The sequence below is a fragment of the Rhizobium phaseoli genome (assembly GCF_001664385.1).
GTDB lineage: Bacteria > Pseudomonadota > Alphaproteobacteria > Rhizobiales > Rhizobiaceae > Rhizobium > Rhizobium phaseoli.
In genome coordinates this window covers 2021242-2034509 of sequence record NZ_CP013532.1, presented here as the reverse complement: position 1 = coordinate 2034509, position 13268 = coordinate 2021242, and the positions used below count along the sequence as shown (strand labels likewise).

15 protein-coding genes are annotated in these 13268 nt (G+C 58.7%); 5 read left to right on the top strand and 10 right to left on the bottom strand.

Annotated elements, in window-relative coordinates:
• Positions 1–178 precede the first annotated feature (178 nt).
• From rpsB to AMC88_RS09960, 6 genes are all read right to left on the bottom strand, one after another.
• Positions 179–946 (bottom strand): 30S ribosomal protein S2, encoded by a 768-nt coding sequence (rpsB, locus tag AMC88_RS09985; protein ID WP_008526906.1) that lies wholly within the window; start codon positions 944–946, stop codon positions 179–181.
• Positions 947–1177: 231 nt separating this feature from the next.
• Positions 1178–2284, bottom strand: a complete 1107-nt coding sequence (locus tag AMC88_RS09980; RefSeq protein WP_012483669.1) for a type 2 periplasmic-binding domain-containing protein — start codon at positions 2282–2284, stop codon at positions 1178–1180.
• Positions 2284–2901, bottom strand: coding sequence for a 5-bromo-4-chloroindolyl phosphate hydrolysis family protein (locus AMC88_RS09975; RefSeq protein WP_012483668.1), 618 nt, complete (start codon positions 2899–2901; stop codon positions 2284–2286). Before AMC88_RS09975 ends, AMC88_RS09980 begins: the two co-directional genes overlap by 1 nt.
• A gap of 7 nt (positions 2902–2908) precedes the next feature.
• Entirely contained in the window at positions 2909–4477 is a 1569-nt protein-coding gene (locus tag AMC88_RS09970) for a substrate-binding domain-containing protein (RefSeq protein WP_041683875.1), read from the bottom strand.
• A 14-nt stretch (positions 4478–4491) separates the two neighbouring features.
• Positions 4492–5568, bottom strand: coding sequence for a toxic anion resistance protein (locus AMC88_RS09965; protein ID WP_012483666.1), 1077 nt, complete (start codon positions 5566–5568; stop codon positions 4492–4494).
• A gap of 199 nt (positions 5569–5767) precedes the next feature.
• Entirely contained in the window at positions 5768–6604 is an 837-nt protein-coding gene (locus tag AMC88_RS09960) for a cell envelope integrity EipB family protein (RefSeq protein WP_004678603.1), read from the bottom strand.
• Between the two features lie 264 nt (positions 6605–6868).
• Here AMC88_RS09960 and AMC88_RS33050 point away from each other — a divergent pair, with 264 nt between their 5' ends.
• Positions 6869–7324, top strand: a complete 456-nt coding sequence (locus AMC88_RS33050; protein WP_150128084.1) for a hypothetical protein — start codon at positions 6869–6871, stop codon at positions 7322–7324.
• Positions 7317–7976, top strand: a complete 660-nt coding sequence (locus AMC88_RS09955; RefSeq protein ID WP_064829950.1) for a hypothetical protein — start codon at positions 7317–7319, stop codon at positions 7974–7976. The genes AMC88_RS33050 and AMC88_RS09955 overlap by 8 nt, the downstream gene beginning before the upstream one ends.
• A gap of 34 nt (positions 7977–8010) precedes the next feature.
• On the opposite strand, the gene AMC88_RS09950 is transcribed toward AMC88_RS09955, so the two are convergent.
• From AMC88_RS09950 to AMC88_RS09935, 4 genes are all read right to left on the bottom strand, one after another.
• Positions 8011–8328 (bottom strand): sunset domain-containing protein, encoded by a 318-nt coding sequence (locus AMC88_RS09950; protein ID WP_064829949.1) that lies wholly within the window; start codon positions 8326–8328, stop codon positions 8011–8013.
• Between the two features lie 100 nt (positions 8329–8428).
• Entirely contained in the window at positions 8429–8803 is a 375-nt protein-coding gene (locus AMC88_RS09945; protein WP_064829948.1) for a thermonuclease family protein, read from the bottom strand.
• Positions 8803–9186: a hypothetical protein gene (locus AMC88_RS09940; protein WP_064829947.1), complete on the bottom strand. Its 384-nt coding sequence runs from the start codon at positions 9184–9186 to the stop codon at positions 8803–8805. The genes AMC88_RS09945 and AMC88_RS09940 overlap by 1 nt, the downstream gene beginning before the upstream one ends.
• Before the next feature lie 134 nt (positions 9187–9320).
• Positions 9321–9599: a hypothetical protein gene (locus AMC88_RS09935; protein WP_185185221.1), complete on the bottom strand. Its 279-nt coding sequence runs from the start codon at positions 9597–9599 to the stop codon at positions 9321–9323.
• A gap of 150 nt (positions 9600–9749) precedes the next feature.
• Here AMC88_RS09935 and ligD point away from each other — a divergent pair, with 150 nt between their 5' ends.
• From ligD to AMC88_RS09920, 3 genes are all read left to right on the top strand, one after another.
• The gene (gene ligD / locus AMC88_RS09930; protein ID WP_064829946.1) at positions 9750–10796 is read left to right on the top strand and encodes a non-homologous end-joining DNA ligase; all 1047 of its coding nucleotides are present in this window, start codon (positions 9750–9752) and stop codon (positions 10794–10796) included.
• Positions 10797–10804: 8 nt separating this feature from the next.
• Positions 10805–11599 (top strand): DUF3800 domain-containing protein, encoded by a 795-nt coding sequence (locus AMC88_RS09925; RefSeq protein WP_064829945.1) that lies wholly within the window; start codon positions 10805–10807, stop codon positions 11597–11599.
• A gap of 185 nt (positions 11600–11784) precedes the next feature.
• The gene (locus AMC88_RS09920; RefSeq protein ID WP_064829944.1) at positions 11785–13266 is read left to right on the top strand and encodes a HEPN domain-containing protein; all 1482 of its coding nucleotides are present in this window, start codon (positions 11785–11787) and stop codon (positions 13264–13266) included.
• Positions 13267–13268 lie beyond the last annotated feature (2 nt).

The following is a 13268-nucleotide window of genomic DNA, read 5'->3' as shown; positions in this document are numbered from 1 at the left end:
CACGAAATGTACCTGTATGTATGACAGCGTGATGAAGACGCGTCATAACGAAAACTTATCTGGCGAAGCGCTGATGCCTCCGCCTGAAACAGGTAAGGCCGCCGAACTTCGATGAGTCGCGAGCGGCCTTCCCCAGTCCATGCAAGCTTTGGCGGAGTTTTCGATCCGCCCGCTTTCATCAGCCTTCGGCTGCTTCTTCGAGAGCCGGCTCGACCGGAACTTCGGAAGATGCGCCGAGATCGCGGCCGGAAGAGCTCTGCTGACGCGCGATGCCGTCGATGGCAGCGCGGGAGATCAGCTCGCAGTAAAGAGCGATTGCGCGCGATGCGTCGTCGTTGCCCGGGATCGGATAGTCGATCAGGTCGGGATCGCAGTTCGAGTCGATGATGGCGACAACCGGGATGCCGAGGCGCTTGGCTTCGTCGATCGCGATCTTTTCCTTGTTGGTGTCGATGATGAACATCAGGTCGGGGGTGCCGCCCATATCGCGGATACCGCCGAGAGCCTTGTCGAGCTTTTCACGCTCGCGCTCGAGGTTCAGACGCTCCTTCTTGGTGAAGCCCTGGGCTTCGCCGCCGAGGATCTCATCGAGCTTGCGCAGGCGCTGGATCGAGTTGGAGATCGTCTTCCAGTTCGTCATCATGCCGCCGAGCCAGCGCGAGTTGACGTAGTACTGGGCCGAGCGCTTGGCGCTGTCGGCGATGATCTCGGACGCCTGACGCTTGGTGCCGACGAAGAGAACGCGACCGCCGCGAGCAACGGTGTCGCTGACGACCTGAAGGGCGCGCGACAGCATCGGAACGGTCTGGGCCAAATCGATGATGTGAATGTTATTACGATCGCCGAAGATGTACGGCTTCATCTTCGGGTTCCAGCGATGCGTCTGGTGGCCGAAGTGGACGCCTGCCTCAAGAAGCTGGCGCATAGAGAAATCGGGCAATGCCATGCCTTTTTATCCTTTTCCGGTTGAACCTCCGCAAGGCGAACAGCATCCTCTTCGAAGATGCCACCGGGCGGAACAGCCCGGATTTCTCCCGGACGGTCCCATGCCTTACGTGTGGAATGCCGGTGCCCTTACATCCCGTTCGGCATAAAAGCAAGGAAAACATTCCATTCAGCATAAAAACAAGGATTCCGCCGCGCGACACGACGCTGCCCTGCCCTGCAGATGCCGCGCTCAGCTTGCCAGCGTCGACAGCAGCGACAGCATGACGCCTGCGTCCGGCATCGGCAGAATGGCGTCGACCTCGGCCGGCAGCATGCTGCCGATGGCGCTGTCGGCATCGCCGGTCGCTGTACCCAAGGGACCGCGGAAGCCGTGTTTGGCCCAGGCAAGTTCCTGCAGCCGCGGGCTGGTCAGAGCCTCGATCAGCCGGTTTGCGTTCTCGTCGACGACGATCAGCGGATGCGCGGAATAGACCGTCGGACGCGGATAGAGCACCACCGGCTTTGCACCCGTGCTCGACTTGATGCGATCCCAGCGGGTGGGATCGGCGAGGATCCATTCAACCAGCTGATTCTCATAGCCAACAATCATCGGCTCGCCGCCGAGCCCGCCGGCGAGATACTGGTCGAAAAGCTTTCCCGACGACGGCGATTTGAAGCCCATGTTGCGGAAGATCGCCTGCACCTTGCCGCCGAACGCGGCGAGATCGGCCGATGTCGCGACATTGCCGCTGAAAAGGCTGAGCACCAGACCGGCGAACATGAAGCCGGAATTGGAGCGGTTGGGATCGGTCGAGACGATGCGGGCGCGGCCATATAGCGAATTGACGCCGAGCTTCGACCAGTCGGCGCCCGCAAGAATCGCGTCGAGAAGCGCCTTCAGATCGAGCTGATGATGACCTTCGCCGGTCACCGTCACCAGTCCTGCCTTCATCAGCCCGTCGACCACGGGCTGCCAGGAATAGACGACGATGGGCGTATTCAGCACGACGCGGTCGTTGCGGATACCAATGCCGTTCTGCCGGGCGATATCGACCATGATCGAAGAGGACGGCCACAGAAATTGCGGATGCTGCGACAGCAGCGCCTGTTCGCGCACCATCTCGACGGAGCCGGCGACGCGGCTATCCATCGTCACTCCGTAGGCGCCGAGCGCGCTGATGACGTCGGAGTCGGCAAGGAAGGCCTCCTTCTCGCCGCCGACAAAGCCGAACAGCGTTGTGCGGCTGCCCAGCAGGCCCTGCCATTCCGGCCGGTCCCTGACGGCGATATAACCGCCGGTGCCGGCGATACCGGCTCCGAGCAGTCCTACTCCAAAGGCGCGACGAGAAAGGGCCATCAGCGTCCGATATCCTCCTTGAGCGATGCCTGGATCAGGCGCAGATCAGTGTCGAGCGTGCCGAGTTCCTCGTCGACGAGGCTGTCGGCGTAATGAACGAAGGCCTCTTCGAGCTTCACCAGAACGCCGCGCACCTCCCCCAACTGCTTCGGGTCGGGAACTCGTTTGGCTTCGATCACGGCAAACCCTTCCGCCACCTCGGCGGCGCGCGGCAGATAATAGGAGAGAAACCGGCGCACGGCATTGGCGCTTTCGGGCTTGGCCTCGACCTTGCGAAAGACGTCGGCGGCGATCTCGGCAAGGTGCCGGACAGCCTTCGCCGCCGGCTTGTCGGCGATCGCATCGGCAGCGCTCTCCAGCCTTTCAGCAAAGGGAACGGCCGCCTCCAGGAGGTCGCGGGCGAAGGCGACGCGCCCGCTGCCGATGCGCTTCAAATCGAGTCCTTCGAACAGCCGGCGCGGCGCCAGCAGAATGACGAGCCCGGCAAAGACCAGAAGGGCGATGATAGCGGCAATCCAGAAGGGCATGCCGGCGACAAAGCTCAACAGCGGCACGGTGATGGCCGCCGCCAGTCCCGCCACGATCCAGTTGCCGTCATTGCCGAGCCAGTTACGCATGCCTGTCCTAATTATAACCGCGCGCGGTGCGGAAGGCGGTGGCGAGATCCGAACCACCGTCGAATACGCGCGCCGAGGTCTGCTTGGCAAGGGTGTCGAGCTGGGTCTTGTCGGCGTCGCCGAATGTGATGCCGAAGATCGGTACACGCGGCTCGATCGTGTTCCACTCGCTCATGAAGGCCTGGCTTTGATCATCGGACCTGCCATCGGTCATGATGACGATGGCCGGCAGATAGGTCGAGAGCCTGTCGGTTCTGGCGATCTGCTGCAAAGCCCGTTCGGCGCAGGCATACATGTTGGTGCCGCCATCCGCCTTCTGCCTGGAAACCTCGTTCAGCAGCCCCTCCTGCTCCAGCGGATTTCCGCTTGCCGTGAACATGTTGCGCACGCTGCTGTCGAAGGGAATGACGATGATCTGGTCGGACGGCGACCATTGCACCAGCACCCTGCTCGCCTCATCGGGCGTCAGCAGGAAACGCATCGCCTTCTGCAGCTGGTCCTCGCCGTTCCCCTGCATCGAACCGGAAAAATCGAGGCAGAGGGCGGTCAGCGACGGTTTGCGCAGCGCTGCCTGATAAAGGGTGAGCGCCTGACGGATGACGCCCGGCTCCGGCATGCGGATTGCCGTCACCAGCCGGGTCGGATCGAAATTCCAGTTTGGTTCCGGTTTGGCGGCGACGCCGGTCAGCGGAATACGCCGGCCGGTATCGGCAATGCGTTGCTGCACCGGGCCTGAGCGGAGATAGGTCAGCAGATCGTTGAAGAAGGTCTGGACCTCGGGCCCACGGCCATGATCGACGAAGCCGATCGGCGAATCCGCCATAGCCACGCCATCGGCCGGATAGATCGCGTAAAGCGGCTCCTGCGACAGGGCGGCAAGTTTGTCGTTGGTTTCCTTCAGCACCGCCTCGTAATTCCACATCGCGTCGTAGAGCGTGCCCTTGCCGGCGGAATCGACGTAGAGATCGGCAAGCCAGCCGGAGGAGCCGGACGAGCGCACAACACCTGAAAGCAGCGCCCGGACGCTGTCCTGAACGTTTTTGTTGTCGAGATCGCCCGGTTCGATTACCGGCTTGTTGCCGAGTGCGCTCGACAGCATGGCCAGATAGGCGCTGGCGCCGGAATTGGATTGTGTCGCCGAGGTCATCAGGAACTTCAGCGATCCATTTTCGACTGCAGCGAGAATGTCCTTCATGAAGACATCCTTGCCGATCCAGCCGAGCTGCTCGGCCCTCGACCTGCGCACCCCCAACACCACCGGCGTCTGCGCAATCGAGGTCAGGTTCTTGACGCGGCGCCTGGTGTCGAACATGTCGACCCAGACGCTCGAGGCCGGCCAGACCGCATCCTGGGCGACACCCTCGTGGCTCTGCAGCGCCAGACCGATATCGAGCGTGCCTTCGTATTTGAAGGTACAGGTGGCATTCTTCTGCTTGCAGAATTCCTCGACGATTGGCTGCAGGACGGTGTTTTCCGAGCCCGACACGATCGAGAACTCCGGCCCCTGGCCGAAGGGATTGCAGCCAGCAAGGGGGAGAGCGGCAAGAAGTGCCAGGCCCGAAAGCAGCGCTCGCATCGTCATCCTGTCGATCACGCCTGAGTCATCGCCTTCTTGAGCTCGATCGTCATCTGCTCCATCTGCTGCTCTGCCTGCGCCCGCTTCCGGCGCCCCTCCTCCTGAACCCGAAGCACGCCCGATATCGTATCGATCAGATCCTTGTTCGCCTTGGCGAGCGTATCGATATCGACGATGCCGCGCTGCGACTGCTGTTCGATTGACATCGCCTGGTCCTTCATCATCTCGGACGCCTGGCGGATCATATCGTTGGTGGCGTCCGTCACTGCCTTCTGCAGCTCGAGCGCCGATTTCTGCCGCGTCAGGCCGAGCAGGATCACCATCTTCTGCTTCCAGGCCGGCACGGTCAGCGCCGAGGTCGCCTGCAGGTTCTCGATCAGTGTCTCGTCGCCCGACTGGACGATGCGGATCTGCGGCAATTGCTGGATGCCGAGCTGGCGCGCCTGCTGCAGGTAGAAGACCCGCTTTTCCAGCCGGTCGAGCGCCTGTAGGCTGTCCTGATAGGTCTGCGCCTCCAGCATGCCGCCGCCGGGGCCGGTCGCTGCCGCTTCGGCCTGCGCCTTCAGCATCGGCAGTTCGGTGCTGCGGAAACGCTCGGCGAACGTCTTGCCGGCCTGCACATAGGCATCGAGCCGCATGATCGATTGCTTGGTTTCCTCATGCAGATCGTCGAGCAGCGCGATGTCGCGCCGCAGCGTATCCTTGTGTCTGTCGAGTTCCAGGCCGATCCGATCGATCTGGCCGGCCACGTCCTCGAACTCCTCTTTGAACCGTCCGAGCCGCGCTTTGGCTGAAAGGAACATGCGGCTGAGAAAGCCCTTGTCCTTCAGGGATGCCGGATCGAGGTTCTTCGACTTGATGATGATATCAGTCAGCAGGCGGCCGATCTCGCCAAGATCCTTGTTGCGGACCTCGCGCAGGATCCTGTCGGCATAATCGCTGACCGACTGCTGGGCGCGGTCGCCATAGACCGAAATGGCGGCGCGGTCGGTGATGTTGATGCCGTCGGAAATGCGGGCGATTTCCGCCGGATCGGCTGCAACAACCGGCAGGGCGGCGTTCTGAACAGTCGCGAGATCGGTTTCGGCCATGAGGCGGGCTTTCCAGGCTTGCGGCGCGTAGTCGTCTGGAGGCCCATTTTGTAATTACAGGCCCCGTCGCGATGGACTGGCCGCTGGGATCGCACCGATCCGAAGAGCAGGACGACAGAAGGCGACCCAATCATCGCTGGTCGCCCACACAATAATGAACTTTATGATACAGTTTTATGACAGTGGAAAATGCCGCAGCTTACTGACAAGCCTCGGCCTTGCGCTCGAGCAGTTCCAGCTTGGCAAGCTTGCCGGTCAGGACGAAATCGCCGTAATCCATCGTCAGGTCGCGGGTGATGCCGTTCTCATAGAGCTTGAAGGACATGCGGTAGACCGGCAGCGAATCGGATTTCGCATTCTCGTTGAAATAGGCAATCGTCACCGGCCAGAACGCGGTCTTGGAGAAGGCGCCGGCATTGCCGGCATCGGCCTCCTCGGCAACCGGCGTCTGCTGCTTGCCGACGATCGTCGTCGTCACCAGCGCCTTGTCGCCGTCATCGGAACCGTCGAAAACGCGCGCCTCGAAGAAGCGCTTGCCGTCTTTGGCGTTCTGGATCACGTCGAGCATGTGCTCCGTGGGAAAGCGGCTTTCGGCCAGCTGCAGTTCGCGGCTCGCCGGTTGCTTGAGATCGACCTTGACGCCATCGGGCTGATCCTGAGCGGCACCGTTGACCTCCTTGTCGAGCTGCTCGTCGGTGAAGGATTTGGTGTCGAAGGTGAACTTGCCGTCCTTCAGATTCTCGAAGGTCGTCGTCTGCTGGTCGCTGACGCGCACGCTGTCGCCGGTGTCGATTTGCGTCACGAAGCGAAAATTCGTGGTGAAGCCTTGGCAATAGCTGCCGTCGAACTCATACACCATGCGGCCATACATGCCGGCGATGCCGGAGCGATCCGAAGCGTCTTTCAGTTCCAGATCGTAGACCGCGCGATGGGCGATGAGTCCGGTCGCGGCCGCAGCGCTTGCCGCAGGCGCGCCCGCCCATGCATTGGCGGATACGCTGGCAAGAAGCAGAGCGGCAAGCGACGATCGGAACATTCATTCACTCCTGTTGGACTCGGCCGCAATGTTATATGAACTCTTTCGGCCAAATCGAGGCTCGAAGCTGTCATAATAAAGATTCTAGTCTTGATGCATAATTTTTGAAAAACTGTCAATTGAACACTTATTCCGGTTAAGTATCAAACAGTTAATCCCGCAACAGTTTTCAATACCCTGTTGCATACCCCCAAAAACTGACCCATCGTACGCGCATATCACCCACCTCAATGAGGTGGTTTATCCACATGGGATCGGTTAGCAATGGATAATATACCACCTCCTCCGCCGCCACTGCCAGCACCAACCGCGCCCGCATCGATTGTCCAGGACGATCCGATCAGCGAGGCCGATAAGCAGGCTGATTGCCGCGCGACTGTTTCTCGACATGCTCGCGACTACTTGGAGTCGGCCATAGCGCAGCTCGGCACGCTCATGCACGACCCAAAGGCGCAGTCTGCACAAGTTCGCGCTTGCGAGAATATTATTGCATGGGGCGCAGGAAAACCGGGGCGCTACATCGACATAGGATCGCTCAAGGGTATGACCGTTTATGACGCCGTTGACCATGTGATCTCTTCCGTCGCCAGCGGCCAGTGCTCGCTGGAGGATGGAGAGGCGCTTATCGACATGCTCAAGAAACGGATCGACCTGACCGAGGTCGAACGGATGCGCCGCGAGCTTGAAGATCTCAAAAAGCAGCGTGTCGCCAATGTCTAAGACAGATCTTCGCAAGGAACTCACCGCCTTCAAAAAAGAGCATGGCGACGTTGTCGGCGGGGCGAACTTTCCCGTCTGCCACCTGTGGCATGCTGACGAGAATGGCCTTCTCACGCGGTCAGGTGAGCATGTTGGCGAGGGGATCGCTGTCATAGTCGTTCCTTCCGGCAAGTTCGTCACAGTCGAGAGTGCAGTGATCCCGGCAATGTCCGAACAGCAATGGCTAACCGGGTTTGCGCATCTCGAAGAACTACCGGAAATGCCCGTGCGAGTGTCACCGCTCATTGACGCGCCCCCTGCTCCCGAATACCAACCCCCAGGCATTGAGAGAGTGCCAGACGCGACGATTGCCACAGGGGGCGACCCGAACGCGTACGAGCGACCGCTTGCGGTACGCCCGGAGGACATCGACCGCGACGCCGTGCTCTATGATCTTGAAAAGTTTCGAAGGGAACGAAGCGCGGGCGATGCGGCACCGAAATCCAAGCCGAAAAGCCGCGCCCGAACATTCGAGGAGCATGCTCGCCGAGTGAGCGAGGAAATTGCAGCACGGTTCGAGGCAGTCAGACTGGGGCAACAGAAAACGGTGCCTCGCCCCGCGATAAGCATGGTAATGCCCCCCACAATCGGAACGGACTGGAAAGGACATTGAGCTGCAAGCCCCTCACGCAAGCGGTACTACTTCATTACGTTTTCGATTTCCGCCAGCCTGCCGCCCACGCTTCAAATTCCGAGCAGAACCATCGTTCTCCATACTGGGGGCTGATCTTCGTTTGTGCATAGTATTTTTGCCCCGGCACGTGGAAGATGCGCTCGCCGGTATTGATGCTGATATTGCCCTTGATCGTGCACGCTTGCCCGGAGTCGCCAGAAGCGCTCCACGATGCTAGCAGGTCGCTAAGGGTTGAGCCGCCGGCTGCACCAAATGCGAGAGCGCCGATGACCAAACCCGGCGCCCTGAGCAGCACCGATTTCTTCTGCGGATTGCGATAGCTGCGACGCATGCCCCATCCCCGTCTTTCGCGCGGAGATTGTAGCGGCGTTAGAGCATCGCGAACATCTATCCAAAAGGCTTATCTCGATCCGCGAGCGCGAGGGCGCCAGCTAATTGCACCAATCATTCCGTTGCTTCGGGCTCCAGGCCCGTGCGAAGCCCTCCCGCAACAGCTTCTTGCCGATTTCTTCACCATTCGTTCGGTAGATGTTGACGAGCGGCCGGTGCGTTTGTGTCTTATCCAGGGCCCCGCTGAACATGACACGCAACCCTTTTTCAGCCAACAGCTCTTTTAGCCTTCCCTTGGCGATTAGCGCTAGCTTCCGTTCCTTCACGCACTTGGCATGACTTCCAATCTCCGGCGTATCGATGCCCGAAACGAACGGAACGCCCTCCCCCAGCAGTCGCATGTTTTGCCCGTCGCACTCGACGGTGTCGCCATCGACGGCCGTCAGTGATGCGCAGAGGATCAATCCTGCGATCATCAATAGCAGGTGGTCCTAACCTGACGGACCGGGCCGCCCACAAAGGTGCTTTGCGGGGTTGAAGTGCAGGTCGTCGGCGTATAGGCGGGCTGCTGGCGCTGCATTCCTTGATTGTACCCTTGTCCGCCGGCAATAAGAGCGTCCCCCATCGCTTGTCTTGCCTGGTAATTGCTGTTCCTGATTGAGGACTCGCGGGTAAATTCTTGTTGCAGACAAGCGTTCATCTCAGGCGTGTCGCTTTTAACACCCTGCGCCCAGCAGCGCTTGTGCAGCTGAAGAGAAAGAGATTTCATCTCCGAGTAAGATAACTGATCGACCGGCGTGCTCTCGCAAGAAGCCAGAGCGAGTGAAATGGCAGCAAGAGTGAAGAGCCTGAAACGCATCTAATAATCCCCGAAATTTCGCAACCACTACTACAGCAAATAAAACGCTGCAATCGTGTCGCCTTTCTACTGCTGGGGGGCATCCTTTCCATGGGCAAGTTGCGGTCACATGTCGTCGGTCGTTCCTCGACCGCCTACCATTTCGCATTCCTTGCCATCGTCATGGCCCTCGGCGTGTCCTTAGGCAGATAGGCGATCGCCACGCGCCGGCTACCGCAGACCGGGCAACGCATGCGCTGCGACAGCATCGCGAGCGGGAAATCCCGGCCTCTCGTCGCCACCAGGGTGACGATATCCAGCTTGAGCTTCCATTGGCATTCGCGGACACTCTTCAATCCTTCTCGCCTCCCCCACGCGCACCGGGCGCGGATCTCCCATCCTGCATCCATCGCCTCGCCGATCGTTTCGGCCATGCGTCACCATCCCCTTGCGAGGTCCTTTCCGCCGCACGTGTTGTTGAGTGCTCCGCCCGAGTCACGTTCTCAATATGTTCTCACTGGCGGGCGAGTCAATAATCATTCTTGGTCAATTGCTTTTTAGGCTGTTGCGGGTGTCATGGCGACATGACGAAGCCTCCACGCCAGCCCGCCCACCCGCTGCTCAGTGAAGCCGAAGCTCCCATCCGCAGCCGCCCGCGAAAGAAACGCGACCCCGCCCAGCCTCAGCTTACTCTTGATCCGATGCCGCCGCGGATTGAACCGTGCCTCGCGCTGCTGAAGCCTCGGCCGCCGAAAGGCCGGCAATGGGCTTTCGAGGTGAAATGGGACGGCTATCGCCTGGCGGTTCACATCGAGCCATCAGGCGTCCGCATCCTGACACGGGGCGGCCATGACTGGACCAATCGCTTTCCGGCCATCGCGGCCGAGGCGAAACGCCTTCCCGTCTCCACGGCCATATTGGATGGCGAAGCCGTCGTGTTCGACGAGCAGGGCCGTTCAGACTTCGGCAGGCTCCAGCAGTCGCTCGGCGGCCGCGGCGGAAACAGGACATCGTGGGAAGCCGTTTTCATGGCGTTCGACCTTCTCTATTTCGACGGCCATGACCTGACCGAAACGGAGCTCACTGCACGGCGCCATCTCCTCGAGGGGCTGGTGCCCGCCGTTGGCGAGGATGCCATTCGATTATCCGAGGAGATAGAGGCAGATGGAGATGTGCTCCTGCGCATCGCCTGCGAGCATGGTCTCGAGGGCATCATTGCCAAAGACAGGAACAGCGCCTATCGCAGCGGGCGGTGGGGCGAATGGCTGAAAATCAAATGCATCCAGAGCGACGGTTTCGTGATCGTTGGCTATGAGAAGTCGGCAGCGTCTTTCGGGGGCATTGGGCGGCTGTTGCTCGCCGCCCGCAAAGGAAACGAGCTTGTCTATGTCGGTGGAGTGGGAACCGGCTTCAACGAGCGTTCCGCCAGCCAGCTCCGGGAGCAGATGGACAAGCTGATCATCGCCAGGCCCGCCGTCGGCACCGGGCGCAAGCGAAACGCGGTCTTCATCGAGCCGAAGCTTGTTGCCGAGATTGAGTATCGGGCGTGGACGCATGACAAAAAACTGCGGCATGCTTCTTACAAAGGGCTGCGGGAGGTGCAGGATAGTGAAGAGATTTGCGATTTATAGGAGAGCGCATGTCCTGGCATGCTTATATTGATGAAAGCTATAATCCGGAACGCGATGCTTATGTAATCGGTGGCTGCATCGCCACTGAGTCGCAGTGGACAGAGTTCTCAGCAGAATGGCAGTCGTTCACTGAACGTTTTGGCAGGATTGATGCCGCCAAGCGCCGATATTTCCATATGGCCGAAATGACACACAGGTTGGAGGAAGTGGGTTTCTTCTATTCGGTAATAAGTAGGCATGTGCCTGTGTTCATATCTGCTCGTTTCAATCGATCCGAGTTCGATCGAGCAAGACGGAGAATATATATCCCAGGTGCGACGATCGAATGGGATCCGGCGAACTACTATTGGATCGCCTTTCGGTGCCTGATGGACAAGTTCCATCTAGAGCGACCGCAATTGGAAAGATCGATTCCACTTGAAGAAGTGGTTCAATTCCACATGGACGATACTTACGACAGAAAATCTGTTGAGCGCATGTGGGAAGAATATATCTTGCATCGACCGGACGACATCCGCGATCGTTACGCCGATGCGCCGATATTCGAGGACGACAAGACCGTGCCGCCCCTGCAGGCCGCTGACTTTTGGGTCTGGTGGGTCCGTGAATGGATCGAGCGAGGCACGCCACAGCGGATATTGCGTCATGATTTCGTAGAATTTGCCAAGCCGGCGGTCCACCAATCGCCTCGAGTCACAATCGACATAGAGTTCAGTGAAGAGCAGTTTCTGCCGACCATTGCTCGAATGGCGAAAAGGCAGTCGGGTAGAGAAGTTATCATTCTGCCTCCAATGTCTGCGTAAAGAGCCGCTATGCAACATAGATGGCGGATACCTGTCTGTCAGGGTCGTCCCGCCGAATATGTGGTCGGCCCCCTCGCCGATATAGCCACGCTGGCGTTGATATTCGACTATGATCCTGGTTATTTTTCAATCGATGCGACGACTGAGTCTCAGTATTTTATCGCTGTAGTTGCTAAGAGGGCGGTATGGGCGACGACACCCACTTAACGAAAGAAGAGAGCGCAGCAGTTACGGACGCCTTTTTGAACGCCTTTTTAGACCTCTATCCAATAGCAGCACAGAAAGCTAAACGCGCGCTCACAAACGTCCACAACTATCCTAATATGAGTATCAGGGACAACGGGCTGCCCTATTTCACGTCTGTTTGGCGGAACAACGCAAGGCCGGACTACGAATACGCGTTAAGCGGTGGAAGCCTTTTGTCACCTACTCTTGGCGCTCTCGATGAAGGAAACAATCTTGAGCCAGTGAAAAACCTGGGAAAGATACTTTGGGATATCCCTGCCTTCAGGAAACGTCTTGGAGAAGAGAATATCTGGTACGCCGAGTACGAGGCTACGAAGTTAATTGAACAAGCCCTCTTGCGCTACTTCAACTGTTACGGGGTTAGCGATGAACTCGACACGGACAGGGGTTTTATCGTTGTTCGACCGTTTCTGTTCGCAATAACCGCCGACCGATTACCTCTCGCACTTGTTGTGCCGATCCTCATGCACAGTTTCGAGACGGACCACTACCGACTGACCGATGACTCTTACGTTTTCAAAATGCGAAAACCATTCCAGCTTGCGCGATCGGTTAGCGGCGATTCTACCGGGGGAGTATCGCGAAGCGTCGCTTCCTCAGCGACACATGCTTTTGTCAGTATGAATTGGAACATACGCGCTCAGGCCTCATCGGGCCTTGCGAGGTCACTCACGGACGCGAGTGAACCTGCGTTTGGAGAAATAGACTCCTTTTTCGCGGCCCTTCGACTAGCAACTAATGCTGTCGCCGGATACGCGCAGATATTACAGGTGCCGCGCGGCTGGGGCGTTTCGTATAGGTGGGACTTGCCTGCGATGTACGTTTCTGAGCACCGGCGCTACCCGATGTTCTACGACCGAGCATATTCACAAAATGACGCATTGAGGTCAGTTCCTAAGGAACTAATGTCAGACATTCGAGAGACCTATCATCAGGTACTGGCCAGCAAATCCAACAAGATGCAGCTTGCTCTTCGGCGATTGAACGCGTGTGTCACGCGCGACGACGACATAGACGCCATCCTTGATGCAATCATCGGGATAGAACTTCTGCTGGGAGATGGCAATGATTCCCTGAACTTCAAACTGCGTATGCGCGTGGCAGGTCTCTCAAAACTTACTGGCGGAAGGTTTCCACCGGAGAATTCTTACAAGGAGATGGGCAAACTTTACGAAACCCGGTCTGCAATCGTGCACGGGAGTTCTCGGGGCAAAAAGAGTAAAGATGTTGAGGCCGACCGAAAGACCGTCTACGCCAGCCAGCGAGATCTCGCAACGCGATACCTTCGAATGGTGATAAAGACGCTTTTAGAGCATCCACAATATCTCGATCCGTCATTGATCGACAAAAAGTTGCTCATCAGCTTCGAGACGGCAGACGAGGCACCTGCACAAAAGGACATCCCAGGGCTGGAGACTTGACC